Source organism: Pseudomonas sp. Marseille-P9899, from assembly GCF_903166565.1.
GTDB classification, from domain to species: Bacteria; Pseudomonadota; Gammaproteobacteria; order Pseudomonadales; family Pseudomonadaceae; genus Aquipseudomonas; species Aquipseudomonas huaxiensis.
The window spans coordinates 2,042,675-2,068,834 of the sequence record NZ_CAESCG010000001.1 but is presented as its reverse complement, the minus strand read 5'-3'; the positions used below and the strand labels follow the sequence as shown (position 1 = coordinate 2,068,834).

Annotated in this window: 24 protein-coding genes and 2 pseudogenes; 13 read left to right on the top strand and 13 right to left on the bottom strand. The window is 64.0% G+C overall.

Features of this window, described 5'->3' with window-relative positions; genetic code table 11:
• The first annotated feature begins 25 nt into the window (after positions 1 to 25).
• The 4 genes and pseudogenes from HWV67_RS08875 (at position 26) to HWV67_RS08860 (ending at position 4,646) form a co-directional block, all read left to right on the top strand.
• Positions 26 to 811, top strand: a complete 786-nt coding sequence (locus HWV67_RS08875; protein ID WP_175650864.1) for an ABC transporter ATP-binding protein — start codon at positions 26 to 28, stop codon at positions 809 to 811.
• Positions 808 to 1,776, top strand: coding sequence for an ABC transporter substrate-binding protein (locus HWV67_RS08870; RefSeq protein ID WP_175650863.1), 969 nt, complete (start codon positions 808 to 810; stop codon positions 1,774 to 1,776). Before HWV67_RS08875 ends, HWV67_RS08870 begins: the two co-directional genes overlap by 4 nt.
• Positions 1,773 to 2,639, top strand: coding sequence for a FecCD family ABC transporter permease (locus HWV67_RS08865; RefSeq protein WP_371929290.1), 867 nt, complete (start codon positions 1,773 to 1,775; stop codon positions 2,637 to 2,639). The genes HWV67_RS08870 and HWV67_RS08865 overlap by 4 nt, the downstream gene beginning before the upstream one ends.
• A 105-nt stretch (positions 2,640 to 2,744) precedes the next feature.
• Positions 2,745 to 4,646: pseudogene (locus HWV67_RS08860) on the top strand (potassium transporter Kup).
• Between the two features lie 39 nt (positions 4,647 to 4,685).
• Here the strand turns inward: HWV67_RS08860 and HWV67_RS08855 are convergent.
• On the bottom strand, positions 4,686 to 5,882 hold the full coding sequence (locus HWV67_RS08855; RefSeq protein WP_175650861.1) for a zinc-dependent alcohol dehydrogenase: 1,197 nt from the start codon (positions 5,880 to 5,882) through the stop codon (positions 4,686 to 4,688).
• Positions 5,883 to 6,231: 349 nt separating this feature from the next.
• Here HWV67_RS08855 and HWV67_RS08850 point away from each other — a divergent pair, with 349 nt between their 5' ends.
• The 3 genes from HWV67_RS08850 to HWV67_RS08840 all read left to right on the top strand — a co-directional run bounded on the left by HWV67_RS08850 (position 6,232) and on the right by HWV67_RS08840 (position 8,884).
• Positions 6,232 to 6,372, top strand: a complete 141-nt coding sequence (locus HWV67_RS08850) for a hypothetical protein (protein ID WP_175650860.1) — start codon at positions 6,232 to 6,234, stop codon at positions 6,370 to 6,372.
• Between the two features lie 123 nt (positions 6,373 to 6,495).
• On the top strand, positions 6,496 to 7,017 hold the full coding sequence (locus HWV67_RS08845; RefSeq protein WP_175650859.1) for a hypothetical protein: 522 nt from the start codon (positions 6,496 to 6,498) through the stop codon (positions 7,015 to 7,017).
• A gap of 85 nt (positions 7,018 to 7,102) precedes the next feature.
• Positions 7,103 to 8,884: a thiamine pyrophosphate-requiring protein gene (locus HWV67_RS08840; protein WP_175650858.1), complete on the top strand. Its 1,782-nt coding sequence runs from the start codon at positions 7,103 to 7,105 to the stop codon at positions 8,882 to 8,884.
• A gap of 37 nt (positions 8,885 to 8,921) precedes the next feature.
• Here HWV67_RS08840 and HWV67_RS08835 read toward each other — a convergent pair whose 3' ends face one another.
• Positions 8,922 to 10,019, bottom strand: coding sequence for a catalase family protein (locus tag HWV67_RS08835; RefSeq protein ID WP_175650857.1), 1,098 nt, complete (start codon positions 10,017 to 10,019; stop codon positions 8,922 to 8,924).
• Positions 10,020 to 10,467: 448 nt separating this feature from the next.
• Here HWV67_RS08835 and HWV67_RS08830 point away from each other — a divergent pair, with 448 nt between their 5' ends.
• The 4 genes and pseudogenes from HWV67_RS08830 (at position 10,468) to HWV67_RS08820 (ending at position 15,576) form a co-directional block, all read left to right on the top strand.
• Entirely contained in the window at positions 10,468 to 13,023 is a 2,556-nt protein-coding gene (locus tag HWV67_RS08830) for an EAL domain-containing protein (RefSeq protein ID WP_306167775.1), read from the top strand.
• 51 nt (positions 13,024 to 13,074) lie between these two features.
• Positions 13,075 to 13,851, top strand: a pseudogene (locus tag HWV67_RS32065) (PAS domain-containing protein); the annotation flags it as partial.
• A 135-nt stretch (positions 13,852 to 13,986) separates the two neighbouring features.
• Positions 13,987 to 14,397 (top strand): methyl-accepting chemotaxis protein, encoded by a 411-nt coding sequence (locus tag HWV67_RS32060; protein WP_371929289.1) that lies wholly within the window; start codon positions 13,987 to 13,989, stop codon positions 14,395 to 14,397.
• Positions 14,398 to 14,505: 108 nt separating this feature from the next.
• Positions 14,506 to 15,576 carry an NAD-dependent epimerase/dehydratase family protein gene (locus HWV67_RS08820; RefSeq protein WP_175650854.1) on the top strand — a complete coding sequence of 357 codons (1,071 nt, stop codon included), beginning with the start codon at positions 14,506 to 14,508 and terminating at the stop codon, positions 15,574 to 15,576.
• Here HWV67_RS08820 and HWV67_RS08815 read toward each other — a convergent pair.
• A complete protein-coding gene (locus tag HWV67_RS08815) occupies positions 15,524 to 15,838 on the bottom strand; it encodes a DUF7693 family protein (protein WP_175650853.1) in 315 nt (104 codons plus the stop codon). The genes HWV67_RS08820 and HWV67_RS08815 overlap by 53 nt on opposite strands.
• Positions 15,839 to 15,966: 128 nt before the next feature.
• Here HWV67_RS08815 and HWV67_RS08810 point away from each other — a divergent pair, with 128 nt between their 5' ends.
• Together HWV67_RS08810 and HWV67_RS08805 are read left to right on the top strand one after the other, a co-directional pair.
• Complete coding sequence (locus HWV67_RS08810; protein ID WP_218585586.1) at positions 15,967 to 17,019, top strand: hypothetical protein; 1,053 nt, start codon at positions 15,967 to 15,969, stop codon at positions 17,017 to 17,019.
• Positions 17,020 to 17,122: 103 nt separating this feature from the next.
• Complete coding sequence (locus tag HWV67_RS08805) at positions 17,123 to 18,223, top strand: DmpA family aminopeptidase (protein WP_175650852.1); 1,101 nt, start codon at positions 17,123 to 17,125, stop codon at positions 18,221 to 18,223.
• A gap of 1 nt (position 18,224) precedes the next feature.
• Here HWV67_RS08805 and HWV67_RS08800 read toward each other — a convergent pair whose 3' ends face one another.
• From HWV67_RS08800 to hypB, 10 genes are all read right to left on the bottom strand, one after another.
• Positions 18,225 to 19,067: a phosphatase PAP2 family protein gene (locus HWV67_RS08800; protein ID WP_175650851.1), complete on the bottom strand. Its 843-nt coding sequence runs from the start codon at positions 19,065 to 19,067 to the stop codon at positions 18,225 to 18,227.
• A 2-nt stretch (positions 19,068 to 19,069) separates the two neighbouring features.
• Entirely contained in the window at positions 19,070 to 19,759 is a 690-nt protein-coding gene (locus HWV67_RS08795) for a histidine phosphatase family protein (RefSeq protein ID WP_175650850.1), read from the bottom strand.
• Between the two features lie 223 nt (positions 19,760 to 19,982).
• Positions 19,983 to 20,309 (bottom strand): hypothetical protein, encoded by a 327-nt coding sequence (locus tag HWV67_RS08790; RefSeq protein WP_175650849.1) that lies wholly within the window; start codon positions 20,307 to 20,309, stop codon positions 19,983 to 19,985.
• Complete coding sequence (locus tag HWV67_RS08785; RefSeq protein WP_175650848.1) at positions 20,306 to 20,998, bottom strand: DUF4225 domain-containing protein; 693 nt, start codon at positions 20,996 to 20,998, stop codon at positions 20,306 to 20,308. Before HWV67_RS08785 ends, HWV67_RS08790 begins: the two co-directional genes overlap by 4 nt.
• The gene (locus HWV67_RS08780) at positions 20,995 to 21,480 is read right to left on the bottom strand and encodes an Hcp family type VI secretion system effector (RefSeq protein WP_175650847.1); all 486 of its coding nucleotides are present in this window, start codon (positions 21,478 to 21,480) and stop codon (positions 20,995 to 20,997) included. The genes HWV67_RS08785 and HWV67_RS08780 overlap by 4 nt, the downstream gene beginning before the upstream one ends.
• Positions 21,481 to 21,656: 176 nt before the next feature.
• A complete protein-coding gene (hypE, locus tag HWV67_RS08775) occupies positions 21,657 to 22,691 on the bottom strand; it encodes a hydrogenase expression/formation protein HypE (protein ID WP_306167777.1) in 1,035 nt (344 codons plus the stop codon).
• A gap of 29 nt (positions 22,692 to 22,720) precedes the next feature.
• Positions 22,721 to 23,851, bottom strand: a complete 1,131-nt coding sequence (gene hypD, locus HWV67_RS08770) for a hydrogenase formation protein HypD (RefSeq protein ID WP_175650845.1) — start codon at positions 23,849 to 23,851, stop codon at positions 22,721 to 22,723.
• Positions 23,848 to 24,075 (bottom strand): HypC/HybG/HupF family hydrogenase formation chaperone, encoded by a 228-nt coding sequence (locus HWV67_RS08765; RefSeq protein WP_095156680.1) that lies wholly within the window; start codon positions 24,073 to 24,075, stop codon positions 23,848 to 23,850. Before HWV67_RS08765 ends, hypD begins: the two co-directional genes overlap by 4 nt.
• Positions 24,066 to 25,238 (bottom strand): Kae1-like domain-containing protein, encoded by a 1,173-nt coding sequence (locus HWV67_RS08760; protein ID WP_306167774.1) that lies wholly within the window; start codon positions 25,236 to 25,238, stop codon positions 24,066 to 24,068. Before HWV67_RS08760 ends, HWV67_RS08765 begins: the two co-directional genes overlap by 10 nt.
• A complete protein-coding gene (gene hypB, locus HWV67_RS08755; RefSeq protein WP_175650844.1) occupies positions 25,231 to 26,139 on the bottom strand; it encodes a hydrogenase nickel incorporation protein HypB in 909 nt (302 codons plus the stop codon). Before hypB ends, HWV67_RS08760 begins: the two co-directional genes overlap by 8 nt.
• Between the last annotated feature and the right edge of the window lie 21 nt (positions 26,140 to 26,160).

Here is a 26,160-nt window from a genome sequence, read left to right as displayed (position 1 = left end):
CCGGGCGGGGGCGCACGGAGACTGAATGTCCTCACTCAGTATCGAGGGGCTGGCCTGGGCCGCCCCCGGCCGTGACCGCGATCCGCTCTGGCTGCTGCGGGATATCCACCTGCAGGTTGGCCAGGGCGAATTCGTCGGTCTGATCGGCCCCAACGGCAGCGGCAAGACCAGCCTGTTGCGCTGCGCCTACCGTGCCTATGAACCGGCCCTGGGCAGCGTGACGCTGGACGGCGAGAACCTGTGGCGGCGCACCCCGCGCTGGTGCGCACAGCGCATTGCCGTGGTGTTGCAGGAGTTTCCCCAGGAATTCGGCCTGACCGTTGCCGACGTCGTGGCCATGGGGCGTACCCCGCATCAAGGCCTGTTCGACGGTGACAGCGCGGACGATGCCGTGCAGGTGGCGCAGGCGCTGGAGCGGGTAGGGCTCACGGCGTGCGCGCTGCGCAGTTTTGCCAGCCTGTCCGGTGGCGAAAAACAGCGCGTGCTGCTGGCGAGGGCATTGGTGCAACAGCCTGGCCTGTTGATTCTCGACGAGCCGACCAACCACCTCGACCCGCGTTATCAGCTCGAGCTCCTGGGTCATCTGCGCAGCCTCGATCTGAGCGTCCTCGCCAGCTTTCATGACCTGAACCTGGCGGCGGCGTTTTGCGACCGGCTCTGCGTCATTGCCGAGGGCCGCATCGTTGCCAGCGGAACGCCGGCCGAGGTCCTGACCAGCGAGCTGCTGCATGAAGTTTTCGGTGTGCGAGCACTGGTCGACACCCACCCGCTGCACGCCTATCCGCGTATCACCTGGATCACTCAACCATGAACTATCGGTTACTTGCCGGCCTGATGCTGGCGTTGGCGGCGACGCCGTCGCTGGCCAGCGATTACCCCCTCACCGTGCGCAGTTGCGACCGCGACGTCACCTTGAACAAGGCGCCGCAACGGGTCGTGGTGCACGATGTGAATATGACCGGCATGCTCCTGCACCTGGGCGTGCGCGAGCGTCTGGCCGGCTACACTGGCTTTACCGCCACCAAGCACCGCGACCCCTGGATCAGCGAGGTGCTGCAAGGTGTGCCGCAGCTCGCCAGCCGTTATCCGTCCGTTGAAACGCTGCTGGCGGTGGACGCGGACCTGTTTTTCGCCGGCTGGAATTACGGCATGCGCATCGGTGGCCCGCTGACCCCGACGTCCCTCGCGGCGTTCGGCATTCCGGTCTATGAGCTCAGCGAATCCTGCTCATGGATCATGAAACAGCCGCGCGCCAGCCTGGATGACGTGTACCGCGACCTGACGAACCTGGGGCGAATCTTCTCCGTCGAAGTGCGGGCCCAGGCGCTGGTCGGCCAGATGCGCGAGCGTATCGACGCGGTCGCCAGCACCGTTCGGCAGGCGCCGGAAGCACCGCGGGTATTCCTCTACGACAGCGGTGAAGACCGGCCCACCACCTCGGGCCGCCTCGGCATGCCCCAGGCGCTGATCGACGCTGCCGGCGGACACAACATCATGGATGACGTCGCCGCCAGCTGGACCCAGGTGAACTGGGAAAGCGTGGTGGAGCGCGATCCGGAGGTTATCGCGATCGTCGACTACGGCCCGCTGAGCTGGCAGCAGAAACGTGATTTCCTGTTGCGCCATCCGGCGTTGCAAACGGTGCGGGCCATTCGCGAGCAGCGTTTTGTGGTGCTGACCTATCTGGAAGTCACACCGTCGGTAGAGAACGCCATCGCCATCGAAAAACTCGCCGCGGGCCTGCACCCCCGGCTGTTCGCGCAGGACTCGCACTGATGCTGATCCGAAGCCATGCCGCCTATCGCGGGCTGCTCGCGGCCTTGCTGCTGGTCATTCTGCTGTCCTGCGTGGTCGCGCTGGCGTTCGGGCCAGCGGTGATTCCGCTGGGCACCGTCTGGGGGATCGTTGGCCGGCAGGCCGGGCTTGAGCTGCCGGTGAGCTGGAGTGCGGGGCAGGAGCATATCGTCTGGCTGATCCGTGCGCCGCGGGTGCTGCTTGGCGCGCTGGTCGGCGCGGGCCTCGCGTTGGTCGGCACCGCGTTGCAGGCGGTGACCCGCAATCCGCTGGCGGATCCGCACCTGCTCGGCGTCAGCTCCGGCGCGGCGCTGGGGGCGGTGCTGGTGATCCTCTATCTCGGCGAATTCATCGGCATCTTCAGCCTGCCGCTGGCGGCGTTTATCGGCGCGGCGGGCAGCATGTTGCTGGTGCTGGCGGTGGCCCGACGGGACGGGCGTCTCGAAAGCGACCGGCTGTTGCTCGCCGGCGTTGCCGTGTCGTTCGTGCTGATGGCGGGGGTGAACCTGTTGCTGTTTACCGGCGAGCAGCATGCTGCGGCGTCGGTGGTGTTCTGGATGCTGGGCGGCCTGGGCTCGGCGCGCTGGGACGTGATCTGGCTGCCGGCGTTGTGCGTGGCGGCTTGCATGCTGGCGCTGTGGGTGCTGGCCCGCGGGCTGAATGCGCTGATGAGTGGTGAACAGACGGCTATCAGTCTGGGTTTCAGCGGGCGGCGCTCGATCTTGAGGGCGCTGAAAACCTTTCGGCTAGCACCTGGTCGCCAAACAGCCATGAAATGTGCAGATACCCACCCCCAAAAAAACCCGAATTTTTACGCCTTTTTTACGCCCCATCCCAACGCATAAAACGATACTGAGCGCGTTTTTTTGCCCGCACCCGGACGCCCCCCCGGTGAAATACACCAGCTCATGAAGGGCCCGCGTCAGCCCCTCAACCCAGAGAAGTCACCCGTGAGTGAAGCACTGACCGTTGCAGAACCCTCCCATCACGCCAAAACCTCCGGCATCGGCATGCTGATCGCCGCAGCCGGCGTGGTGTATGGCGATATCGGCACCAGCCCCTTGTACACCCTTAAAGAGGTGTTCTCCGGCCACTACGGCGTTCAGCCCAGCCATGACGGTGTGCTGGGGATCCTGTCACTGGTGTTCTGGTCGCTGATCTGGGTGGTCTCGATCAAATACGTGCTGTTCATCCTGCGCGCCGACAACTAGGGCGAAGGCGGGATCATGGCCTTGACCGCCCTGGCGCGCCGGGCCGCTGCACCTTTTCCGCGAATGAGCAGGGCGCTGGTGCTCCTCGGCCTGTTCGGCGCGGCGCTGTTTTACGGCGACAGCATGATCACCCCGGCGATTTCGGTGCTGTCCGCGGTTGAGGGCCTGCAACTGGCCTTCGACGGTATCGACCACTGGGTCGTGCCGTTGTCGGTGATTGTGCTGGTGGCGCTGTTCCTGATCCAGAAACACGGCACCGCGCGCATCGGCATCCTGTTTGGTCCGGTGATGGTGGTGTGGTTTGTGGTGCTGGGCGCACTCGGGCTCTACGGAATCGTGCAGCGCCCGGAAGTGCTGCTGGCGCTCAACCCGGCCTGGGCCGTGCAGTTTTTCGTGGTGCATCCGGGCATCGGCGTCGCCATTCTCGGCGCGGTGGTGCTGGCGCTGACCGGCGCGGAAGCGCTGTATGCCGACATGGGCCACTTCGGCCGCAAACCGATTGCCCGGGCCTGGTTCAGCCTGGTGTTGCCGGGCCTTGTGCTCAACTACTTCGGCCAAGGCGCGCTGATCCTCGACAACCCCGAAGCCGTACGCAACCCGTTCTACCTGCTGGCCCCCGGCTGGGCGCTGTTGCCGATGGTCGCGCTCTCGACCCTGGCAACGATCATCGCCTCCCAGGCGGTCATTTCCGGCGCCTTTTCCCTGACCCGCCAGGCCATCCAGCTGGGCTACGTCCCGCGCATGTTCATCCAGCACACCTCCAGCCAGGAGCAGGGGCAGATTTACATCGGCACGGTGAACTGGGCGTTGATGGTCGGCGTGGTGCTGCTGGTGATCGGCTTCGAGTCCTCCAGTGCCCTGGCCGCGGCCTACGGCGTGGCAGTCACCGGCACCATGTTGATCACCACCATCCTTTCCTCTGCCGTGGTGCTGCTGTTGTGGAAAAAGCCACGCTGGCTGGCCGTGCCGCTGCTGCTGGGTTTCCTGTTGGTGGACAGCCTGTATTTCTCGGCGAACGCGCCGAAGATCGTCCAGGGCGGCGCCTTCCCGGTGATCGCCGGGATCGGCCTGTTTATCCTGATGACCACCTGGAAGCGCGGGCGCAAGATCATCGTCGAGCGCCTGGACGAAACCGCACTGCCGCTTCCGCTGTTCATCAGCAGCCTGCAGGCGCAGCCGCCGCACCGGGTGCAGGGCACGGCGGTGTTCCTCACCGCGAGGACCGACGCGGTACCCCACGCCTTGCTGCACAACCTGCTGCACAACCAGGTGATGCATGAGCAGGTGGTGCTGCTCACGGTCGTGTTCGAGGACCGCCCGCGCGTCAATCCGTCCAAGCGCTTCGACGTCGAGGCGTACGGCGACGGTTTCTACCGGGTCAACCTGCACTTCGGCTTCATGGAAGAGCCCGACGTGCCATTGGCCTTGAGCCAATGCCCGCGCACCGACCTGGATTTCAGCCACATGCGCACCACTTACTTCCTGAGCCGCGAGACCGTCATCCCGACCAGTCGCATCGGCATGGCGAAGTGGCGCGAGCACCTGTTCGCCTTCCTGCTGAAGAATGCCAACAGCAACCTCAAGTACTTCAAGCTGCCGCTGAACCGGGTGATCGAACTGGGCACGCAGGTGGAGATATGAGCGCGGCGCGGGCGGCGCTGTGCGCCGCCAACCCCTCTGTTACTCGCGACCCAAGGTACCCGCCGCAGCGCCCGGTACGAGGATGACCTTGCGGCAATCGTCCTGTTTCTGATCGAACATCTTATAGCCCATGGCGGCTTCTTCCAGCGCCAGGCGGTGGGTGACGATCAGTTCCGGTTGCAGCCGCCCGGCTTCGATATGTTCGAGCAGTTCCGGCAGGTATTTATGCACATGGGTCTGGCCCATCTTGAACGTCAGGCCCTTGTCGAAGGCGTCACCGAACATAAAGGCGTGAATGAACCCGGCATATACTCCGGGCACGCTGACCACACCCCCGCGCCGCACGGCGGCAATGCTCTGGCGCAGGGCTTTGCCGCTGCTGCCTTCGATTTTCAGGGTGGTCAGCAGGGTTTCGGTGGCGCTGCCCTTGGCTTCGAAACCCACGGCGTCGATCACTGCATCGACACCGCGCATCCCCGGCGTCAGGCGGATGATGCTGTCGGCGGGATCATCATCCTGCTCGAAGTTGATCGGCGTCACGCCATACGCGTCGCGGGCGTAGGCGAGGCGGTAGTCGTTGTCGTCCACCATGAAAATCGTCTGGGCACCTAGCATCCGTGCACACGCGGCGCTGAGCAGTCCCACAGGGCCGGCGCCGTAGATTGCCAGCGTCGAGCCCGGGCCGATTTCGGCATTGATGACCGCCTGCCAGGCGGTGGGCAGGATGTCGGAAAGAAACAGCACTTTGTCGTCAGACAGATTGGTGGGCACCTTGAAGGGGCCGACATTGGCTTTCGGCACGCGCACGTAGTCGGCTTGCCCGCCGGGGATTCCGCCGTACAGGTGGCTGTAGCCGAACAGCGCGGCGCCCGACGGAATGCCTTTCATGTTGATGATCGAACCGCGGCCGGTGTTGGTGGTTTCGCAGGCGGCAAACAGGTCGTGCTGACAGAAGAAGCAACTGCCGCAGGCGATAACGAAGGGAATCACCACCCGGTCACCGCGTTGCAGGCCGGTCACCGCGCTGCCCGTGTCCTCGACGATGCCCATGAATTCGTGGCCGAAAATGTCGCCCTGTTCGGTGGCGGGAATCTTGCCCCGGTACAGGTGCAGGTCGGAGCCGCAGATGGCGGTGGCCGTCACCCGGAGGATGATGTCGTCCGCTTCTTCGATCGACGGATCCGGGACGCTATCGACCCGGACATCGTGTGCGCCGTGGTAGGTAAGTGCTCGCATGGGCATGACTCCAGAAGGTGGTTTGCCAGATGGTTTTGCAGGTAGCTATGCAGGGGAAGCCAGCGCGCAGGGCAAAGTTCAGCGCGTCTGTTGCGGGGGAGACGGGTGGTCCGGGTCAGCCAGTGCCTTGCAAGCGCCACCACCGTCCGTCGAAACTCCCCGACTGGCACGGAATTTTCATGGATTGGCTATGCTCTCTCGTCATAAGCACGAACAGGCGTGCCTTTCCCACTACAAAAACAACCCAGGGGGATCCATGAGTTGCCTTATCTGCGCGGGTCGCGCTGAATCCATCGAGTGCTCACCGGGGTGGGAACAACGGCATTGTTTCCAATGCGGGTGTTACCGGATGTCTCAAACTCTGATCCTCAGCATGATGGAAGAGGGGCAGATTTTCGATGCGCGCAAGATGCGCGAGTGGCTGGATGGGCAGCGCGGCAGGGTGCCGGTCCCGTCCATCGAGGTGCACGAAGCCATCTTGATGCCGTGATGTTCGTGCGCTGAATGGCGCCCGTGTGAACTTTGTCCGGGGTCGCGGATTCCCAAGCTGCGTGGGATCCAGTGCGACAACGCTCCTGCATCCCAGCCCCGCGCAACGGACAGGAGCTACCGAGTGCCCCGAATCATTACGCCCGCCACCCCCGATCACCAGATCGACGCCCAGAACGCCCGGATGTTCGGCTCCCAGGAGCGCACGGACTTTTACCGGCGCGAAATCCAGTACGAAACCAGCATCCTCGCCAACCGAACCGACGCCTACCTGGCCGCGCAGTCGTTCCTGGTGATTGCCTTCGTGTCGTCCATGGCCAACCTCAATCCCGAGTGGGGCAAGATGTTCACCATGGTGGTGCCGCCGTTTCTCGCACTGCTGGGGGTATTGAGTTCGCTGAATGCGTGGCCGGGAATTCATGCGGCGTACCGGATCATCGACCACTGGCAGGTCAAACAGAGCCACCTGCTGCACAGCGACCCGCTGATGGGCCTGGCCTATGACGAATCGCCGCTGTTCAGCGAGGCCGAGACGTCCCGCGCCGGTCACCGCAAATCGCTGCTGTTTTCACTGCGCACGCCGTGGATCTTCCTCGGCTTCTGGATGTTGCTCGGCGGCTATTCGCTGTACATCCAGATCGCCTGAGCCGCCGCAGCAAATCAATCTGAACATGCGCGCTCCACTGCCGGTCCCAGCCTTTATCGACCGCAGGATCAAGGAGGCAGCAACCATGTCCAGCACCGTAGGCGACTTTCTCGTGGAACGGCTCAGCCAGTGGGGCGTGAAGCGCATTTTCGGTTACCCCGGCGACGGCATCAACGGCGTGTTCGGTGCGCTGCGCCGCTCCGGCAAGATCGAATTCGTCCAGTGCCGTCACGAAGAAATGGCCGCCTTCATGGCCAGCGCCCATGCCAAATTCACCGGCGAACTGGGGGTGTGCATCGCCACGTCCGGGCCGGGGGCTTCGCACCTGCTCACCGGCCTCTACGATGCGCGCCTGGACCATATGCCGGTCCTCGCCATCACCGGCCAGCAGGCCCGCACCGCGCTGGGCGGCCACTACCAGCAGGAACTGGATCTGATGTCGATGTTCAAGGACGTGGCCGGGGCCTTTGTCCAGCAGGCCACGGCACCGTCGCAAGTACGCCATCTGCTGGACCGTGCCGTGCGCACGGCGGTGGGGGAGCGCAAAGTCACCGCGCTGATCCTGCCCAATGACCTGCAAGACCTACCCTACGAAGAACCCGCCCGTGCCCACGGCACCCTGCATTCCAGCGTTGGCGTTTGCCGCCCACGGGTCGTGCCGCGTGAAGCCGATCTGGTCGACGCGGCGCAGTTGCTCAACGAGGGCAGCAAGGTCGCGATTCTGGTGGGCGCCGGCGCCTTGCAGGCAAGCGAGCAGGTCCGCGCCCTGGCGGAAAAGCTCGGTGCCGGCGTGGCCAAGGCGCTGCTGGGCAAGGCCGTGCTGCCGGATGAGCTGCCGTGGGTCACCGGCTGCATTGGCCTGCTCGGCACCGAGCCGAGCCTGAAGCTGATGAACGAATGCGACACCCTGTTGATGATCGGCTCGGGCTTTCCCTACGCCGAGTTCCTGCCCAAGGAGGGCCACGCCCGCGGCGTGCAGATCGATATCGCGCCGAACATGCTCGGCCTGCGCTACCCGATGGACATCAACCTGGTGGGCGACGCCGCCGACACCCTCAAGGCGCTGTTGCCGCTGATCGAACAGAAGACCGACCGGCGCTGGCGCAAGAAAGTCGAAGGCTGGCGCAAGGCCTGGGACAGCAAACTGGAGAAGCGCGCCTTGACCACCGCAGACCCGATCAACCCGCAGCGGGTCGTTTACGAGCTGTCGCCGCGCCTGCCGGACAACGCGATCATCACCAGTGACTCGGGCTCCTGCGCCAACTGGTTTGCCCGCGACCTGCGCATCCGCGAGGGCATGCAGTGCTCGCTGTCGGGCGGGCTGGCGTCCATGGGTGCGGCGGTGCCGTATGCCATCGCCGCCAAATTCGCCCACCCGGAGCAGACCGTGGTCGCCCTGGTCGGCGACGGCGCCATGCAGATGAACAACCTCGCCGAGCTGATCACCGTCGCCAAGTACTGGAAGCAGTGGGGCAATGGTCGCTGGATCTGCGCGGTGTTCAACAACCAGGACCTCAATCAGGTGACGTGGGAACAGCGGGTCATGGAGGGCGACCCGAAGTTCGCCGCAAGTCAGGACATCCCCGATGTGCCGTATCACCTGTTCGCCATTTCCATCGGCCTCAAGGGCATTTGCGTCGAGCGCGACGAGGACGTTGCCGCGGCCTGGGAGCAGGCGCTGGCCAGCGATGTGCCGGTGGTAATCGATTTCCGTACCGACCCGAATGTGCCGCCGCTGCCGCCGCATATCAGCCTCAAGCAGGCCCGGCAGTTTACCGGCGCGCTGCTGCAGGGCGACCCGGACAGCGTCGGGGTGATCCGGCAGACCGCGCGGCAGGTGCTCAGTAGCGTGTTGCCGAAGAAATGACGCGAGGCCCTGGGCGGATCACGCCCAGGGCCAGCCTTCAGCGCGGCTCGTGGATCGGGCAGCCATTGTGGCTGGCGCGATAATCCGCCGACATCTCATAGGACGGCTTGCGCACCCGCATCACCCCGCCCAGCGGCCGGTGCGCGGCCAGTCCGTGCCACGGGCTGAACGCCATGCCGTCGTCGATTTCCCTGACCTTTTCCGCGTCCCAGGTGCTTTGCGCGGGGATTTCGACCCGGGCCACGGTCACGAACGGGCTGAGTTTCTCGTCCCATTGCACCGAGGCATCCTCGATGGGCATCTGCTCGCTGTCGGTGGCGAGCTGGACGCGCAATTCCCAGGTACCGCCGTGCCCGGCGAAGTACTGGGCGACCGCCGCCCGCAGCCCATCCGGGTTGCCATGGAAATCGACATGCAGGTTGGTCAGCTCGGTCAGCGACGCCGACACCGGCACCATCGCCAGCTTGGCGTAGTAGGGACCGTAGAGCACCGGCACCACGGTGTTGAAGGTTTCGCCGAGGATGTGGGTCTGCGGATGGCCGCCGAGGCTCTTGAGCGTGGCGCTTTCACCGCCCAGGGCTTCCACCGCCGCCTCGACACCGCGCAGTACCGCCGACAGCACTTTCTTCGAGCCCGGCGCCTTGTCCGTGGTTTTCGCCAGCAGCTTGAGGCTTCTCAGAAACGCCTTCGGTGTGGCGGAAATAAACGCCTTGGCGTTCTGCATCACGAAGTCCTGGGTGACTTCGCCCTCGCTGCCCGGCAGGCGCGGCCCCTCGACGCCCACCAGCTTGATCGCCAGGCCCCGGGGCGTGGACACCTTGTCATCGAGGATATCGCCGGGGTTGGTGGACAGCCGCAGGTAGACGGGCAGGGTGGCCGGGCGGGCAAACGCGCCTTGGGCCAGCTCGGGCGGCAGGTTGTCGAGGACCGTCAGTTCGCCGCGCAGCAGACCGTGGCCCTTGGCGTGGACGCTGCGGTCGGCATGACCACGGTCGGCGAAGGTGGTTTCCATGATCGAGCGCAGGGTCTCGGCCAGCTCCTTGCTGGTCTGTGCCTCGTCCTCCGGGATCTGCTCGAAGTCCGGTTGAAAGCGCAGTGGGGTTACGGCGGGGCGTATGGTCGGTAGATCGCTCATCGGCACATCTCCAGTCAGGCTCGGGGATCACGCAGGCGTCGCGCTTCTTTGGATGAGCGCTGTAAAGAGGACTTCGCGGGCAATGACGTCGTTCGCCTGGAACGCGCTGTATGCGACCAGTGGCAAGGTTAAATGCACACGCTGTTTTACTTTGCGCGCAAGTTATAAACAAACTGACAGGCCGCTTAGCAGTAGGTGTTGCCTTGCGTATTGATTTGCATCAGGAAGTTGTCACTTATTCTCAATAAATAAAATATTTACGGTCAGGGTTACAAGGCGATGAAAACTTTACATAGCCTGCCCTCATCACTAATGGCTATGGGCCATTGGTCGGCGTAAGCTATGCGCCGCGCCCGGAAGGGCGTTTCCCGGTTATTGAGGCAGTCCCTGTAATGCGTGTGATGGAAGACGCTTTCATCGAACTTACTGTGCCTTCGCAACTGCAAATATGCTTTTTCGGATCGAGTTGATGCCCATTTCCCAGAACCTCTCTGATATCTTCGTGCAAACGCTGGAACAAGCCATTGATAGTGTTGTGGTAATCGACACCCAAAACTGTGTGGTGTTGTTCAATGCGGCGGCGGAACAGTTGTGGGGATTTTCCAGAGAAGAAGTGCTCGGAAAAAATGTCAGCATGTTGGTGCCGGAAAACATTCGAAGTAAACATGATAATTATGTCGATTCCAATCGACGTACCGGTATCAACAAGATTGTCGGTACGACCCGTGATGTTCCCATTCATAAAAAAGACGGCACGCAGCGTTGGGGTTCGATGTCGATCTCGCGGGTAGTCAGCGAAGGTCAGATATTATTCACCGCGTTTGTCAAAGATGTGACGGAACAGCGCAAGGAACGCAAACGGATCAAACTGTTATCGATGGTTGCCGATCAAACCGATAATGCGATCTTTATTACCGATGGCGCCGGCAAGGTGGTGTATTCGAATAAAGGCTTTGCCACGCTGTTTGGTTGTACCTTCGGTGAAGTTGAAGGCTGCATGCCGGCAAAGTTGCTGGTGCCGCATTTGCCGGCTACCCGTATTGCCAAAGTTCAGGAAGGCCTGAAAGGCGGACGTTCATTCCGCCTCGAAGAGTTGCTGCAAGTCAAAGGCGGCGAACGGATCTGGTGTGATGTTGCAATCAACCCGGTGGTGGGCGCCAATGGCGAACTTGCCCACACCGTAACGGTATTGACCGATATCACCGCATCAAAGATTCATGAAGTGCTGCAACATTGCATTCTCGACGCCATGGTGCGCGAGATGCCGCTGGAGTCCGTGATGGATTTGCTGTGCAAGGAAGTCGAGCGAATGTCGCCGGAGATCCGCGCAACGGTGATCCAAGTCGATGAAGACGGCGCCATGCACCCGTTGGCGGCGCCGAGCTTCTCCGAGCGTTACGGGCATTTGCTCGAAGGCATGCCGATCAAGAACGGCATCGGTTCGTCCAGCCTTGCGGCTGAGCGGGGCGAGATCGTGTTTGTCCGGGACATCGGCAGCGACCCGCGCTGGGCGCTGATCCGTGACGAATTCCTCGACCAGGGAATCAAGAGCTGCTGGTCCATCCCGATCAAGAGCGCCAAGGGCCTCGCCATTGGTGTGTTGGCCTTCTACTACAGCGACCACCGCACGCCCTCGGTTCTGCACCAGCAGATGGTCGATGTGATCATTCCGCTGTGCGCGCTGGCCATGGAGCGCGAGGTCAACCGCGAGAGCATCCGCCAACTGGCGTTCTACGACGCCCTGACGCAATTGCCCAACCGCAGCCTGCTGCATGCCAAGGCCGATCACGCGCTGATCGAGGCGCGGCGCAGCAAAACCTCGCTGGCGGTGTTGTTCATCGACCTCGACCGTTTCAAGCAGATCAATGATTCGCTGGGTCACCCGGCGGGCGACGAGTTGCTCAAGTTGATTGCCCAGCGCCTCAACGCCAACCGCAACGCCGCCGATATCGTCGGCCGGCTGTCGGGCGATGAGTTTGTCATCGTCCTGCCCAATTGCGACAGCGAAAACGTCACCGAGGCCATCGAGGAGATCAAGCATGCGATCTCCCAGCCTTGCCAGATCGCCGGTTCGTGTTTCTCGCCGTCCGCCAGCATGGGCGTCAGCATCTATCCGCGCGACGGCCACGACATGGCCACCCTGATCCACCGCGCGGACATGGCCATGTACCAGGCCAAGCACTCGGGCCGTGGCCGTTTCAGCTTCTTCAGCCATGAGCTGAACGAGCTGGCCCAGGAGCGCCAGGCGCTGGAAAACGCCCTGCGCGACGCCATCGAACAGGGCGGCCTGCACCTCAACTACCAGCCACAGGTGAATATCGAAGACGGCGAGGTGTACGGCGTCGAAGCCCTGGCCCGCTGGACGCACCCGACCTTCGGCGTGGTCTCGCCCGCGCGTTTCATCCCGCTGGCGGAGGAGTGCGGGCTGATTACCGAGCTGGGTCACTGGGCGGTCAAGGAAGCCTGCCGGCAACTGGCGGTGTGGCGCCGCAAGGGCCTGAAGATCCCGTCGGTGTCGGTGAACCTGTCGCCCAGCAACTTCCACAACCTGGACCTGGCCGGGATGATCGGCAACGTGCTCGATCAACATGGCCTGGCGGCCAAGGACCTGACCATCGAACTCACCGAAAACCTGCTGCTCGACACCAACCCCGGGACCATGAAGGTTCTTCACGACCTCAGCGAACGCGGCATCAAACTGGCCATGGATGATTTCGGGACAGGCTACTCAAGCTTGAGTTACCTTCGCAAACTACCCATCCAGGAATTGAAGCTGGACCGTAGCTTCGTGCTGGATCTTGAAGCGGATGAGACCAGTCGTGCGCTCAGTGACGCAGTGATGCGCATCGGCGACAGCCTTCGCCTGAAGGTGGTTGCTGAAGGGGTCGAGGAGCAGGGCCAGTACAAGATTCTCAAAGATCAGGGGTACCACGTTGCCCAGGGTTACCTGCTGTCGAAGCCGCTTACGCCGCAAGACCTGGAAGCCTGGATGACGAAGTACTGACGTATTGAAGGTGCAAGCTGCTTATCTCTTTCGTAATTGGAGGACTTCCTCATGTTTTCAGCATATCGGCGGCTCAAGCAGGAGCTTGCAGAAGCGCGTGAAAAGCTCTCGTCGCTCGAACAGGTCAAGGACAGCCTGGACAGCGAAATGCTCGTTCTGACGTTGAGCTCGCAAGGTGAAATCACCTATGCCAACGGCAACTTCCTCAAGGAAATGCAGTACTCGGCCAGCGCCGTGGAACGCAAGATCCTTTTCGGGCTGGTGCCGGAGTATGCTCAGAGCACCAACCACTTCGGCCTCATGAAGCGCGCGATCCAGAGCGGCGAGCACTGGGCCGGCGCCCTGCAGTTGCGCCGCGGTAACGGCAACGAGGCGTGGCTGCGGGCGATCGTGCAGCCGGTCAGGAACGCACGCGGGCAAATCGACTATGTCTCGCTGTACGCCAACGACCTGACCCGCACCATCGAAACCTCGCGGGAGCGGGAAAACCTCATCGAGGCCCTGCAACGTTCCACCGCCGTGGTCGAATTCGACCTGCAGGGCACGGTGCTGAACGCCAATGAGCGGTTCCTCAACGCGATGGGTTACACCCTCAAAGGCATCCAGGGCAAACACCACCGGGTGTTCTGCGACGCTGAAGAGCAGGGATCTGCGGGCTACGAGCGGTTCTGGGAAAAACTGCGCCGTGGCGAGTTCATCGCCGATCGCTTCAAGCGCATCGACAGCCACGGCCATGTGGTCTGGCTGGAAGCGACCTACAACCCCATTTCCGACGCCCATGGCCGGCTGTACAAGATCGTCAAGTTCGCCACGGTCATCACCGATCAGATCAACCGCGAAATCGCCGTGTCGCAGGCGGCGGAAATCGCCTTCACCACCTCGCAACAGACCGACGACAGCGCCCGCCGCGGCAGCGTCGTCATCCAGGAAACCGTCGATGTCATCCAGGGCCTGGCGGTGCAAATGACTGCGGCGGTGGAAGGTATCGCGGCGCTGGACAAGCAGTCGCAGATCGTTGGCAGCATCGTCAAAAGCATCGGCGGCATTGCCGACCAGACCAACCTGCTGGCCTTGAACGCGGCGATCGAAGCGGCGCGTGCGGGCGAGCAGGGGCGCGGGTTTGCGGTGGTCGCCGATGAAGTCCGGCAACTGGCCTCGCGCACCACCAAGGCGACCGAAGAAATCGTCGACGTCGTGACGCAAAACCAGAAACTGGCCGAAGAAGCCGTGCGCATCATCGAACAGGGCAAGCGCCATGCCGAGCAGGGCCTGGAACTGTCTGCGCAGGCCGGGACCGTCATCATCGAGATTCAGGACGGCGCGCAGAAAGTGGTGAATGCGGTGGGGCAGTTCACGAATCAGTTGTCGGTGTAACGGCGCGCGCAGGCAGAGCACTGCACAACACCGCTTGACTCTCCCCCAAGGGGCAGCCTCTATGTTTTGACGATCAAGAACCCGTTGATCCCAAGGCAAGGAGGTTGTGTGAGCGCGTTATGTCTGGTGACAGGTGCCAACGGGCATTTGGGCAACACCCTGGTCAGGGCGCTGCTCGATCAGGGCTACCGGGTGCGAGCCGGGGTGCGCGATATCACCAGGACCGCACCCTTCGCGGGACTGGGTTGCCAGCTCGTCTACGCCGAGCTGCAGGATGAAGCGGCCATGCTCAAGGCCATGGACGGTGTGGACGTGCTGTTCCAGGTGGCCGCGGTGTTCAAGCACTGGGCCCGCGACCCGCAGGCCGAGATTGTCGAACCCAATATCCGCGGCACCCGCAGCGTGCTGGAGGCTGCGGCACGTGCCGGGGTCAAGCGTGTGGTTTATGTCAGTTCGGTCGCGGCGGTCGGTCACGACGGCACGCCGCTGGATGAAACCAGCTGGAACGACGAGACCGAAAACGCCTATTACCGGTCGAAGATCCTCGCCGAACGCATGGCCTGGCGCACCGCCCGTGAGCGGGGCCTGTGGATGGTGTCGGTGCTGCCGTCAGCGATGGTGGGACCGAATGCCACGCAACTGACCGACACCATGGGCTTTCTCGAATCTGTCCGGCAGCGTCAGGTTCCAATGGACCCGGGATTCCATTTCAATTTCGTCGATGTGCGCGACGTCGCGCAGGGCCTGATCCTGGCCGCTGAAAAGGGCCGCGCAGGCGAGCGCTACATTCTCGCCAATGAACATTCCTCGGCGCTTGTCGATGTGATCAACGCTGCCAATGCGGTCTCGCCGGGGCACCGTCAGCCACCACAGGCACCCGCATGGCTGTTGATGAGTGTCGCCTGGATGCAGGAAGGCCTGGCGAAACTTACGGGGCGGCCGGCCCGCTTGACGATGAGTCAGGTCCGGCTGTTTCACGGCGTACGGCAGGAATACAGCCTCGCCAAGGCGCGCCGGGAGTTGGGTTATTGCCCGCGCTCCCCGGACGATGCGCTAAAAGCCGCGTTCAGTTATCTGGAACGACGATCGACCCAGCCTTACGAGATGCACCCGGCGTCGTCAGCCGTCAGAGCGCCTTCAACATCTTCTCGACCTGCTGCACTTCCCACTGGCTCATGAACTCCACCGGATTGGTCCCGTACGGGTGCGTGGTGTCGTAGAGATAGGCGGCGCCTTCCGGGTCGTAGCAGCGGTCGCAGTGGCTCAGCCGCTCGCCATCGTTGTGCAGGGTGAACACCCAGCCATCGACTTCCACGGTCAGCAGTCCGCTGCCAATCTCCAGCCAGCCTTGTTCACCGATCCGCCGCATCAGGCGAATGCCCTGGGCGATGTCTCGGAGAATCTGGTAGGCCTCGCGGGGTGTCAGGGTTTGGGTCGTCACGTTGGGCAAGTATCCGGGGGATTTCGCCGGAGGGTACAGGAGCGCCTTGTGCGGTTTCCAGTTCGCGGGGCGTTTCTGTGGTCCAGTCGAGGCTACGATGAAAGCCTGGACGCGGAGGGGGTGAGGTGATGATGAGGTTATCCGGGCGCGGTTGGCTGTGGGCGTTGGCCTTGATGCTGGCGCCGCTGCGGTTGCTGGCCGCTGCTGAGGGTGCTTGCAGCGAGCGCGCCGACGCTGCGTGCTTGCGCGCATTCGAGTTGCCGGAGAATGCAGGGCGCATGAGCTATTACGTGTCGGATTCCACCCCCGCGCCACAGTCGGTGTTGGTGGTGATGCACGGTCACCCACGGGACGCCAACCGCAGTTTCGACGCCGGCCTGCAGGCGGTGCGCGGCGCGGGGCGACTGACGGACACCCTGGTGGTCGCGCCGCTGTACCAGGTCTCCGACGCCAGCCGCTGCCAGACCCGCGGCGTGCCGCGTGCGCAAGCGGGCGATGCGGTGTGGACCTGCGCGGGGTGGCTGGCAGGTGAACCTTCGCTGGGTGCTCAACCGATAGGCTCATTCGCCGCCCTCGACGCGCTGGTGGTGGAACTGGTCAGGCAGTGGCCGAGCCTGCGCAGCGTGACCCTGGCCGGGTTCTCGGCGGGTGCGCAGATGCTGCAACACAGCATCGGCTTCGCTGCCGACCCGCCGGCGGGTGTCGCGGTGCGTTATGTGATCGCCGATCCGGGCAGTTGGCTGTATTTCGATCCCGTGCGACCTGCGCCCGAGGGATCGTGGGATACGTGTGGTGATGACTGCCGTTTCACCTTTTCCGTGCCGCAGGCGTGTCCCGGCTATGACCACTGGAAATACGGCGTTCAGGCCCTGCCTGGCCATCTCGGCCGCAGCGCCGGGCAGGCGCGGGCGCGTTATGCCGCGACGCAGGTGGATTATCTCGAGGGCGCGCTGGACAGCAGCGCTGCGAAAGGCACGTTCTACCCGATCCTCGACAAATCCTGCGCGGCCATGGCGCAAGGTCCTTTCCGTTTGCAGCGGGGCCTGGCCTATGCGGCGTACGAGCAGGCGCAGCTCAAACCGCAACGGGCCCGGCGGATGATCGTGGTGCCGGGATGTGCGCACGACGTGGCGTGCGTGTTGCCTTCCGCGGCGGCGCGGGTGGTGTTGTTCGGGCGCTAAAGTCATTCGCAGCTGTAAGGGGAATAACCTCATACGGTAATTGGCCCGGTGCGGTGAGCCGGCTAGATTGGTTGCTGGTTCGATCATTTTTCAGGGAGTTCTCATGCGCGCTCGTCAACTCGGTATCAGCGTCGGTGGCGGTACGCCCGGCCAATTCAATGCCATTACCGACGTGCCCGGTGTTCGCGTCGGCCACAGCACGCTGCTGGCCGACGCCGCCGACGGCAAGCAGGTCCGCACCGGCGTGACGGTGGTGCAGCCGCGGGCGGGCGAAGCGCGTTTGCAGCCGTGCTTCGCCGGCGTTCATGTCCTCAACGGCAATGGCGACGCCAGCGGCCTGGAGTGGATTCGCGAGGCCGGGCTGCTGAGCACGCCGATCGCCATCACCAACACCCACAGTGTCGGCGTGGTGCGGGATGCGCTGGTGGCGGCCGAACGCGATGCGCTGGCCGACCCGTCGGTGTACTGGTGCATGCCCGTGGTGATGGAAACCTACGACGGTGTGCTCAACGATATCTGGGGCCAGCATGTACGCCCCGAGCATGTCCGCGAGGCGCTGGCGGACGCGAAAACCGGGCCGGTGAGCGAGGGCGCGGTGGGCGGTGGCACCGGGATGATCTGTCATGAGTTCAAGGGCGGCATCGGCAGCGCGTCGCGCAAGCTGCCAGTTGCGCAGGGCGGCTGGACGGTCGGCGCGCTGGTCCAGGCCAACCATGGTCAGCGCGGGCAATTGCGGGTCGACGGTTATCCGGTGGGGCGAGTGCTGGATGACCTGCCGTCGCCGTTCTCCGAGCGGGGCGAGCCGGGCATGGGCTCGATCGTGGTGATCATCGCTACCAACGCGCCGCTGCTGCCCCATCAATGCCAGCGCCTGGCGCAGCGCGCAGCCATCGGCATTGCCCGCACCGGCGGTGGCACCGAGGACTCCAGCGGGGACCTGTTCATCGCCTTTTCCAGCGCCGATCAACAACTGCCCCCGGCCGGTTACGGACGCCAGGGCATCGCCTTTTCCCAGGCGGTGCAGATGGTCAACAACGACCATATCAGCCCGCTGTTCCTGGCCGCGGCCGAGGCGGTGGAAGAGGCCATCGTCAATGCACTGCTGGCCGGCACCGACATGCGCAGCGCCGATGGCGTGCTCGTGCCGGGGCTGGGTGGCGAGCGCCTGCTCAAGGCGCTGCGCGAGGTGGGTTGGCGCGGTTGAATCAGGCGGCGTCGGCGCCGGCGAAGCCTTCGGCAGGTGACGGTGCGCGCCGTGCGGCGCGGTCTGGCGCCGCCTGCAAGGCAGGTCGGCCATAGAACACCAGCGCCGTCGCCCAACTGGTCAGCCAGACGAAAATCCCGGCCCAGAAGGTGTGCGACATGTAGTGCCAACCCTGCAGCACGCGGGTGGTGCCGTAGATGAGCCCGATCACCAGAATCGCCACCAGCAACTTGCGCGCGTGAACCCAGCGGTACCGCCGTGCGACGAAGTACAGGGCCAGCAGGGTGAAACCGCTGGACGCGTGCCCGGCTGGCCAGCAACGGCCGTCGCCGGCCTTGCTCAGCAGGCTGAACTGGTTGAACCATTCGAGGTGCGGCTGGGCGCCGCCATACAGCGTGGTTTCCACCGGGCAATACACGCCGGTGTGGCTTTTCAGGTAGTGGATGACTCCAGTGCACAGGGCGAAGGCCACCACCACGAAAACGAAATCGCGGCGATGGCGTGCAGTGAAGCGCAACACCGGGGCAATCCGCGCGGTTTCCAGCAGGCGCACCGGCGCCGTATGGGAAAACTTCGCCAGGCCCGGCCAGAGCAACGACAGCAACATCCCGATGATGGCCGCCTCGCCGGTCCAGTCCGGCAGGATGCGCGGCCATTTGTGGGTCAGCTTCTCGAACAGTTGATCGTGAAAGAACAGGAACTGACCGGTGGCCGGGTCGATCAGCAGGTTGCTGATCCAGCGGTCGAGGTTGGTCAGGTCGAACAGCAGGAACACGGCGAGCGCCAGTACCAGCGGAACACCCAGGTTGAACAGATAGAAACGGCTACGAGACAAAGACGGCATGCTCAACTCCCTGCATGGGTAACGAGTTTTTTCCACTGTTCGGCATTCATCTGCCCGAGAATCCGCGCCTTGCCGTTGTTGCCCATGGAGACGAACAGCGCGCTGGCGTACTCGCTGGAGCGCTCTCCGCCGGGCACTTGCAACTCCCGCTCGACGCGGTCGATGCAACCGCTATGGGTCACCAGGACCAGGTTATAGCCGGCGTCCTTGTGGCTGAAGGCGTTTTTCGCGAAATCGCGGTCGCACTGGCCGAGCCAGTCCTGGGTGGCGATGGCCTTGCCGAACAGGAAATGCGCGGTCTGTTGAGTGCGCACCTCGGGGCTGCTCAGCAACTCGGCGTGCTGCAGACCGAGTTGCGCAATGCCTTTGCCGACCTCGGTGGCTGACTGGCTGCCGGCCACGGTAATCCCGGCGGGATCGCTCAGGCAAGTATTGTCCGAGCGGTCGCAGCGCTCGGCGTGGCGGATCAGCACGATCACCGCGCCTTTGGCCCATTCGCTCAGAAGGCCGCTGCTGTTTATCTGTTGCTCACTGCGAAAGTCCATGACCTTTGTCCGGGTTGCATACCAGGTAGAGAAACCGGCGAGCACGACCAGCATGCCCGTCACCACGGCCAACGCCCTCGTGGACAGTCGTCGGCGTCGGTTGGCCGGGTGGGGAAGCTCGGGATGGGTGATTGCGCCTTGCAACATGAGGTCACTCCGGACAAAAAGACCGGGCACCGCCGAAGAGCAGGCCCTGGGAATGACGGCACTGTAGGGAGCGGGGTGTTGAGCGGGAGTGAAGCGGATGTGAAAAATGCCTTGAGGCGGGGGAAGAGCTTTGGCGTTCAGGCAAAGGCGCCCACAAGGGAGTGAACGCGCCCTGGAGCCAGCATGTGTTAATACCCATGCTTCAGAGAGTGATATCGATTGTTTACAGCTCAACGCCCCTTGCTCTTTTTTTACGGAACCAGCACGTTGGCTGCCATTCGACCGGGAAGGCGAATAAGTGCAGCAGCATTGATGCTAGCGCGATCCACACTAGCGCTGGATGCTTCTCATGCAATTGAGGGAAGCATCCATAAAACATAACGCAGCTTTGTTCCGCCAGCTTCATATGGAATGCGGCCGCAAACAAGTTCAGGAAGACACTACAACAAAAAATCCAACGTTTGAAATTATGTCCTGAGAAATACATTTTTGAGGTGTACGCGATAGCAATCCCTATAGCTGCACAGAAGGCAAACAGCAATGTGATCACTTGTCTAGTTCCTCTATGAGTTGCTCCATTGTCAATCCGTTCGTGAATATTTCAAAACCAAGTCCCCCGAGACCCATTTGCTGGTAGGTACGAGCATAGTCGGATCTTATATGCTTGAATAATTTCCAACTGCCCGGTCTGCGGACTAGCCTGAACAGGCCAGCCCCGGAGAGTGATATGTCTGCAACGCCGTAAGCAAGGTTTCCAGCGCGTTTGCTTTGTCCTGATGACAGTGCGAGTTGTTGATAAATTTTTCTGACGGGGCCTTGAGCGTCAGAACGCCCCGTCCATAGATTTGATCCGTTTTCATAGATGTTGTTGGCTCCATGTGCTGCGAGTGGAAGTCCTATGACGCAACCAACCGTCGTTGCACAGAACGCTGTACCGGTAGTAACTTGAGCAACACCTCCCGCGATGCCGCCGGTCTTTCTAATAATGGCAACCACGCTATTCCGCTCCCCCTCCAACACCACCAACCCTTCCTCACTACTAATCTCCCCCCGCCCAACCGCATCCACCACCCGCTTCGCGTAATACGCCATCTCTCGCTGGAAGTGCCCTCGCAGCGCGATGTCGCCGATATACCGTGAGCCTGTTATCGAGGCGTATTGCGTCAGCTTTGCCGCGGCATCGCTGACGATCCAGTAGTCGTGGGTTCCAAATGGAGAGGGGGAAGGGCGCCGGGTCATTGCTCTTGCGCCGCGTAGGCACGGCCGCTGGTGCTGGCACCGTGGTGGGTCCAGTTGATGCTGTCGTAGCGCAGGGCGATCTGTTCGGTGGCGCTGACGTCATTCAGCAATACCGCGTGCGGTACGTCGACGGTCAGGGCCACGATCCGGGCGCCGTCGATCCTGATGCTGTAGTACTTCTCCACCCCACCGGTCGGCGAGGTTCGATAGAGAAAGAGCACACAGGTCAGCACTTCCCGCGTGGTCAGCGCTTCGGCCAGCAGTGGCGAGGCCTTGTCGATCGGCTTGGTGATGATGAGGGGATTGTGGGTGGCGTGGGCGGTGTTGCTGATGCTGGTCATTTGGTGATCCACCGACAGCACCAGGATCTGGTTGGTGTACCCGGCCTGGTATTTGTTGCCGATGGAGGCATGGGTCGAGCAGCCGGCCGAGATGAGGCCCATTTTGTCGCCGGTGATGGACAGGTAGCTGTGGGTAGCCATGGTCGAACTCCTTGTAGGGGGAGTTCGCAGCCTAGAGACCGAACACGGGGTGCGTCTGTGGGATGTTTCCTAAAGTTAATCGCGAAAAGTTTATGGATTGTCGTATGGCCCGGTAAGACTCATGAACTCGCGGTCGTGCCTGGTATTCCGATGAGCCGCCAGGCACGACAGCCGCACTAACAAATCCGCGGCAACTGCTCCCCCACCAGCCGATCCACAACCCGCCTCCCGCCAAACCGCGTATGCATCTGCACGAACCCGTGTTCATCGGCGATGACGGTGCCGATGCGGGAGGCGTTCTGGCCCAAAGGATGGGCGCGGAGGGTGCGGAGCAGGGCGTCGGCGTCCTGTTCGGCGCAGATGGCGACCAGCTTGCCTTCGTTGGCGACGTACAGCGGGTCGAGGCCGAGCAGTTCGCAGGCGGCTTCGACCTGGGCCTGGACCGGGATGGCGGCTTCGTCGAGGAGCATGCCGACGCCCGACTGTCCGGCGATTTCGTTGAGGGTGGTGGCAAGACCCCCACGGGTCGGGTCGCGCAGTACGCGCAAGCCGGGGGCCACGGCCAGCATCGCAGCGACCAGTTCATGCAGCGCCGCGCTGTCGGAGAGGATTTGGGTTTCGAATTCCAGCGACTCCCGCTGCGAGAGGATGGCCACGCCGTGCTCGCCAATGCTCCCGGAAAGCAGGATCACGTCCCCCGGCCGGGCGCGGTGGCCGCTGGTGTCGATGCCGGCGGCGACCACGCCGATGCCGGTGGTGCTGATGAAGACGCCGTCGCCCTTGCCGCGTTCGACCACCTTGGTGTCGCCGGTGACGATGGCCACGCCCGCTTCACGGGCAGCCTGGCCCATGGAGTCGGCGATGCGCTTGAGGTCGCCAAGGGGGAAGCCTTCTTCGAGGATAAAACTGGCCGACAGGTACAGCGGCTGCGCGCCGCTCATGGCGACGTCGTTGACGGTGCCGTGCACCGCCAGGCTGCCGATGTCGCCGCCGGGGAAGAACAGCGGCGAGATGACGTGGGCATCGGTGGCCATCACCAGCCGCTCGCCGGGGTTGAGCATCGGCGCCAGCGTCGCGCCGTCGTTGCCCTGGCGCAGCCAGGGGTTGTCGAAGGCGCGCAGGAAGATCTCGTCGATCAGTTGCGCCGAGGCGCGGCCGCCAGCGCCGTGGGCCATTTCGATCTGGCCGTCGCGCAGGTTCAGCGGGCGCACGTAGCCGCGTTTGACGCTGGAGCGGGCGTTCATACGGCGCGTACCTCGATGTCTTTGTAGCGCCCGTAGGCGTAATGCGCGGCGCACGCGCCTTCGTTGGAAACCATGCACGAGCCGATCGGGTTTTCCGGGGTGCACACCGTGCCGAACAGGCGGCAGTCGATGGGCTGTTTCTGCCCGCGCAGGATCGGCCCGCAGTCGCACGCCTTGTGGTCGGGCACCGACTGGTAGTTCAGGGAGAAGCGCGCTTCGGCGTCGTGACGGGCGAAGGCCGGGCGGATCTGCCTGGCACTGGCCGGCATCTCGCCGAGGCCACGCCATTCGAAGCTGTCGCGCAGCTCGAAGACCTCTTCCATCAGCGCCTGCATCGGCCGGCTGCCGTGGTCGCTGACGGCGCGGATAAATTCGTTTTCCACTTCGGCGCGGCCGTCGTTGACCTGCTGCACCAGCATCAAGATGGCCTGCAACACGTCCAGCGGTTCGAAACCGGCGATCACCACCGGCTTGCGGTAGCGCCGGGCGAACTCGCCGTAAGGCGCCGCGCCGATCACCACGCTGACATGGGCCGGGCCGATGAAGCCGTCCAGCGCCACCGCCTGTTCGGCGGGGGTGTCGAGGATATGGGCGATGGCCGGCGGGGTGAGGACGTGGCAGCAGAGCACGCTGAAATTGTCCAGGCCGCGCCGGGCGGCCTCGCGGATGACGAGGGCGGTGGGCGGCGTGGTGGTTTCGAAGCCGACGGCGAAGAACACCACATCGCGGCCGGGGTTGGCCTCGGCGATCTTCAGTGCGTCTTGCGGCGAGTAGATCATGCGGATGTCCGCGCCCCGGGCCTTGGCCCGCAGCAGCGAGAGCCCGTCGGACGCCGGCACGCGCATTGTGTCGCCGTAGCTGCAGAGGATCACCCGTTGTTCCAGCGCCAGGCGGATGGCCAGGTCGATGCGCCCGATCGGCAGCACGCACACCGGGCAGCCGGGGCCGTGGATCATGCGCACGTTGCCCGGCAGCAGGTCGCTGACGCCGTAGCGCGAAATGGCGTGGGTGTGCCCGCCACAGAACTCCATGAAGCGGTATTCACGGTCGCTGCGGGCGGCTTCGCGGATGCGCCCGGCGATCTGCCGGGCGAGGTCGCCGTCGCGGTATTCGTCGATGTACTTCATGGCTGTTGCGCCTGATCGAGTTCGTTGAACATTTCCAGGGTGCGCCGGGCTTCTTCCGGGTCGATCAGACCGAGGGCGTAGCCGACGTGGACGATCACGTAGTCGCCGATCTGCGCGCCACTGACCAGCGCCAGGGAGATTTCCTTGCGGATGCCGCCGAGGTCGACCAGCGCCTGATCGTTGTCGCGCAGTTCCACCACGCGGGCGGGGATGGCTAGGCACATGCGGGGAGATCCTCCAGTGGCAGGGCGCTGTGACCGCTGAGGTCGTTCCAGTGCGCGGCGACCCAGGCCTGGCCGGCGGCCAGACCGGCGTCGCCGCAGGAGATGCTGTTGGCGCTAAACACCTGGCGGCCCTGGGCGGTGAGGTGTTGTGCGAGGTGAGTGCTGAGCAGGCGATTGGCGAAGCAGCCGCCGCCCAGCAGCACCGGCAGGTCGCGGGACTGGCGCCCGACCTGATCGGCCAGTGCCGCGGCCAGGGTCAGGTGGAACAACGCGGCGCCTTCGCCAACCCGGCCCTGATCGGCCAGGTCGAACAGTCGCACCAGCAGTGGCAACAGATCAAGGCGGCCATCGTCGCGCAGCCACCAGAGGCCGTCGACACGAGGCGCTGGCGCCTGTTGCAGGTACTCGCTGGCGCGTTGTTCGAGGGCGATGGCGGCTTCGGCTTCGAAGGCCTGGCGCAGGCTCAGGCCGAGAATTCCGGCGGCGGCGTCGAACCAGCGACCGGCGCCGCTGCTCAACGGGCAGTTGAGACGGCGTTCGAGCATGCGCGCCACGGTGCTGGCGGCGGGCGCGCCGACCAGCGCATTCAGGCGCGGGCCGATTTCGTCGTCGCGCCCCAGCAGGTGCAGCGCGGCGGCCATCAACCGCCAGGGCTCACGCGCCGCGACATCGCCGCCGGGCAATGGCAGCGGCAGCAGGGCGCCGAGCCGGCGCCAGGCGCGATCATCGACCCACAACAATTCACCGCCCCAGGCGCCGCCGTCGCTGCCGAGGCCGACGCCATCCAGCGCCAGACCGAGCACCGGGCCGCGCAGGCCGTGCTCGGCTTGCAAAGCGGCGATATGGGCGTGGTGATGCTGTACGCCGAGCGCCGGCACGCCCAGTTGCGCGGCGGTGTCGAGGGCGAGGCGGGTGCTGTGGAAATCCGGGTGCAGATCATGGGCGACGGCCCGTGGCGTCGCGTCGGCGCGGGCTAGCAGGTGCTGCACAGAATCTTCCAGGGCCAGGCAGTTGCGGGCCTCGCCGAGGTCGCCATGCACCGGCGACCAGATCACCTGATCACCCTGCAGCAGGCAGGCGCTGTTTTTCAGCCAGGCGCCACAGGCCAGCACTGGCGGCCAGACCGCCGCGCCGGGCAGGGTTTGCGTGCGCAGTTCACTCATGACGGTCGCCCAGCAGCCAGTCCAGCCATTCCTGCAGGCCGCTGCCGTCGCGGGCGCTGAGCTGGATCACGCGCAGACCGGGGTTGACCCGGTGGGCGTACTCCAGACAGCGCTGCACGTCGAAATCCAGGTGCGGCAGCAGGTCGGTCTTGGTCAGCAGCATCAGGCCGGCAGCGGCGAACATGTCCGGGTACTTCAGCGGTTTGTCCTCGCCCTCGGTGACCGAGAGGATCGCCACCTTGGCGGCTTCGCCGAGGTCCCACAGCGCCGGGCAGACCAGATTGCCGACGTTCTCGATAAACAGGATGCCGGCCGGCCCACGGGCTGCCAGCGGGCGCAGCGCACCGGCAAGCGGCGCGGCACTGGCCGGCGCGAGGGGCGAGGCGGCGTGGCCGTGGGCATGACCCTGGGCGTGCACCGCCGCGTGCAGCGGCAGGCGCGCATAGGCATCGGCGACCATCCGCGCATCCAGGTGGCAGCCCTTGCCGGTATTGACCTGGATCGCCGGCACGCCGGTGGCGCGGATGCGCTCGGCGTCGTTGCTGGTTTGCTGGTCGCCTTCGATCACCGCCAGTGGCAGGTGCGGCCGGCGCTGGCGCAGGGCGTCGAGGGTGGCGCAGAGCAGGGTGGTCTTGCCCGAGCCAGGGCTGGACACCAGGTTCAGCGCCAGCACGCGGTGGCTGTCAAAGTCCTGGCGATTGCGCGCGGCGTGCTGGTCGTTGGCGCCGAGCACGTCCTGCTCGATGCGGATGGTGCGCGACTGGCTCACGCCGGGCAGCGATACCCCGGCGCTGCCGAGGCCGTAATGCAGGTCACCGCCGGCATCGACCACCGCCTCGGTGGCGGGGGATGGCGCGGGGTTATGGGAATGGCCGCTGGAGCAGCCGCAGACGACGCACATGGCGTTTCTCCTGTTGCGGGT

What these genes read in the sequence shown, in the direction of transcription:
- HWV67_RS08795 (WP_175650850.1), bottom strand. Translation starts at nt 19,759, where the DNA reads ATGTTGCAAGGCGCAATCACCCATCCCGAGCTTCCCCACCCGGCCAAC.
- hypB (WP_175650844.1), bottom strand. Translation starts at nt 26,139, where the DNA reads ATGTGCGTCGTCTGCGGCTGCTCCAGCGGCCATTCCCATAACCCCGCG.
- HWV67_RS08785 (WP_175650848.1), bottom strand. Translation starts at nt 20,998, where the DNA reads ATGACCCGGCGCCCTTCCCCCTCTCCATTTGGAACCCACGACTACTGG.
- HWV67_RS08870 (WP_175650863.1), top strand. Translation starts at nt 808, where the DNA reads ATGAACTATCGGTTACTTGCCGGCCTGATGCTGGCGTTGGCGGCGACG.
- HWV67_RS08780 (WP_175650847.1), bottom strand. Translation starts at nt 21,480, where the DNA reads ATGGCTACCCACAGCTACCTGTCCATCACCGGCGACAAAATGGGCCTC.
- HWV67_RS08875 (WP_175650864.1), top strand. Translation starts at nt 26, where the DNA reads ATGTCCTCACTCAGTATCGAGGGGCTGGCCTGGGCCGCCCCCGGCCGT.
- HWV67_RS32060 (WP_371929289.1), top strand. Translation starts at nt 13,987, where the DNA reads ATGACTGCGGCGGTGGAAGGTATCGCGGCGCTGGACAAGCAGTCGCAG.
- HWV67_RS08850 (WP_175650860.1), top strand. Translation starts at nt 6,232, where the DNA reads ATGTCTCAAACTCTGATCCTCAGCATGATGGAAGAGGGGCAGATTTTC.
- HWV67_RS08855 (WP_175650861.1), bottom strand. Translation starts at nt 5,882, where the DNA reads ATGCGAGCACTTACCTACCACGGCGCACACGATGTCCGGGTCGATAGC.
- HWV67_RS08840 (WP_175650858.1), top strand. Translation starts at nt 7,103, where the DNA reads ATGTCCAGCACCGTAGGCGACTTTCTCGTGGAACGGCTCAGCCAGTGG.
- HWV67_RS08830 (WP_306167775.1), top strand. Translation starts at nt 10,468, where the DNA reads ATGCTTTTTCGGATCGAGTTGATGCCCATTTCCCAGAACCTCTCTGAT.
- hypD (WP_175650845.1), bottom strand. Translation starts at nt 23,851, where the DNA reads ATGAAGTACATCGACGAATACCGCGACGGCGACCTCGCCCGGCAGATC.
- HWV67_RS08835 (WP_175650857.1), bottom strand. Translation starts at nt 10,019, where the DNA reads ATGAGCGATCTACCGACCATACGCCCCGCCGTAACCCCACTGCGCTTT.
- HWV67_RS08805 (WP_175650852.1), top strand. Translation starts at nt 17,123, where the DNA reads ATGCGCGCTCGTCAACTCGGTATCAGCGTCGGTGGCGGTACGCCCGGC.
- HWV67_RS08810 (WP_218585586.1), top strand. Translation starts at nt 15,967, where the DNA reads ATGATGAGGTTATCCGGGCGCGGTTGGCTGTGGGCGTTGGCCTTGATG.
- HWV67_RS08800 (WP_175650851.1), bottom strand. Translation starts at nt 19,067, where the DNA reads ATGCCGTCTTTGTCTCGTAGCCGTTTCTATCTGTTCAACCTGGGTGTT.
- HWV67_RS08765 (WP_095156680.1), bottom strand. Translation starts at nt 24,075, where the DNA reads ATGTGCCTAGCCATCCCCGCCCGCGTGGTGGAACTGCGCGACAACGAT.
- HWV67_RS08760 (WP_306167774.1), bottom strand. Translation starts at nt 25,238, where the DNA reads ATGAGTGAACTGCGCACGCAAACCCTGCCCGGCGCGGCGGTCTGGCCG.